We start from the raw sequence: 1,691 nt of genomic DNA, 5'->3' as shown, positions 1-1,691 counted from the left end.
CTCAATATCCTTAAGCAAGGCTTCATCATCAATCTTTGAGGGCTTACGCTCAGTAAAACCTTTAGGATGGGGATTTTTAATCCAGCTATAGACGGTGAATTTGCTGATCTTGTAGTGCTTTGCAACAGCGCGCCAAGTTTCTCCATTAGCAATATCGTTAAGAATTTTCTGTCGGAATTGGCAGCAGTAGGTCATAGGATATGCTCAGTTTGTTTTTGATAATTCTACTATAGTCAAATCAGCTAAAAAACAGAACGTTATCTACCGCCAGAATGGCTAGATAAGGGCTATAGGATGTTTTGTTTTTTAGCTGATCGCACTATATAAGTCGTTCTTTATATCTGCTTTGGATAGATTGGATTATAAATGATTTGACTATATATTTTTCTAAAAATGCTATGCCAAATCTTAGCCTAGCATTAGGCGGTGTCGGTATTAAAGGCATAGACCTATTAGGACTCTATGGAAAACTTGCGCAGTGTACCTATAGCCTTCCCACAACTCCTCCTCTATTAGCCTCTCACCAAAACTGCCAACAACTAACCAATATCCTAAGAAAAATTGGTGACAAAAATGGTCACATCAGCTTCGGCAAAGAGCCTGTTGCACTTAAAACGGGAACAGCATACGGTTGGCGGGACAAATGGGTTATTGCCTACACTAAACAATACACCTTGATATTATGGTCTGGCAGAGCTGACGGAGGCTATACAGAAAATACCGCCAGTGCTGAAGTCCTCATCCCAATCATGCGAGATATTATTCATCTCTTACCCAATCCTCCTCATACTGACCCACTACCCCTCTCTACTCCTTTAATCACCCATCAGCTCCCTACACGCTTACAACGCACAACTCGCATAGATGAAATACCACCCGGTAAACAATTTATCCTCACTAGCCCCGCCAACCAATCTCAACTAACCCTAGCTTCCTACCCTCACACCATTATTGCTCAATTAAAAAATGGTAAGCCACCCTATGAATGGTATCTCAATCAAAAAAAGATAGGTAAAACCTATCTACCTCAACAAAACATCACAATTTCTCATACAGGACGCTACCAACTTAACGCTATTGATGCTAATGGAGAACAAACAACAAGTCACTTTCAAGCCGTTACGCCCTCAAAAGTACCGAAGAAAAGACCAATTATTATTGAATACAACAACATTCTTCAGGACAATCAATAAAACTAATTCTCTTCTCTTCCAAAAAACTTAGGCATAGGTTTACGCGTACAAGGAGCTTGTAAAACAACTGATTGTTGGTGATAAATACCCGCCATATTGACATAACAATCCACAAAATCATTCACATAAGGCGATAAGTGAGGCTGTATTTCTCGAATACGCGTATTAGATTCTACGATGACATAATGCTCATCTGAATAAATAGCGATTAACGCATCCATTGGAATACCTAATTTTTTCCGCCAAAGTGCAATCTCATTATCTTCACTTGCATTAAGATAATGAGAAATTAAATATTCAGAAGAATAACGAGAAGAACTACAAGCTGCTTGGATACAGAGTAGAACTAAAAATAAGAAAACTCTTATCATTATTCAAAAAGCCTTAATTTTTAATGATAACAAGGCACAGAATAAACCTCTACCTTGCTATGTCGAACCACTTGATGCGTACAACCGGTTGGATATACCGTACCACGCTTAATACTAGTATTTCTAT

Annotated in this window: 3 protein-coding genes; 1 reads left to right on the top strand and 2 read right to left on the bottom strand. The window is 38.7% G+C overall.

From position 1 onward, the window contains the following. A partial coding sequence (locus A5N85_RS13335) for a helix-turn-helix domain-containing protein (RefSeq protein WP_143143325.1) occupies positions 1–195 on the bottom strand: 195 nt, incomplete at its 3' end. A 203-nt stretch (positions 196–398) separates the two neighbouring features. On the opposite strand from A5N85_RS13335, the gene A5N85_RS13330 reads away from it, so the two are divergent. Then, the gene (locus A5N85_RS13330; RefSeq protein ID WP_072577607.1) at positions 399–1,193 is read left to right on the top strand and encodes a penicillin-binding protein 1C; all 795 of its coding nucleotides are present in this window, start codon (positions 399–401) and stop codon (positions 1,191–1,193) included. A gap of 2 nt (positions 1,194–1,195) precedes the next feature. Here A5N85_RS13330 and A5N85_RS13325 read toward each other — a convergent pair whose 3' ends face one another. Further along, positions 1,196–1,564 (bottom strand): hypothetical protein, encoded by a 369-nt coding sequence (locus A5N85_RS13325; protein ID WP_072577606.1) that lies wholly within the window; start codon positions 1,562–1,564, stop codon positions 1,196–1,198. Between the last annotated feature and the right edge of the window lie 127 nt (positions 1,565–1,691).

It is taken from the genome of Suttonella ornithocola (genome assembly GCF_001889065.1).
Taxonomy (GTDB): Bacteria; Pseudomonadota; Gammaproteobacteria; order Cardiobacteriales; family Cardiobacteriaceae; genus Suttonella_A; species Suttonella_A ornithocola.
The sequence above is the reverse complement of the archived record's forward strand: the minus strand, read 5'-3'. Positions and strand labels throughout refer to the sequence as shown.

Coding starts and splice junctions, on each gene's coding strand:
- A5N85_RS13330 (WP_072577607.1), top strand. CDS start 399: ATGCCAAATCTTAGCCTAGCATTAGGCGGTGTCGGTATTAAAGGCATA.
- A5N85_RS13325 (WP_072577606.1), bottom strand. CDS start 1,564: ATGATAAGAGTTTTCTTATTTTTAGTTCTACTCTGTATCCAAGCAGCT.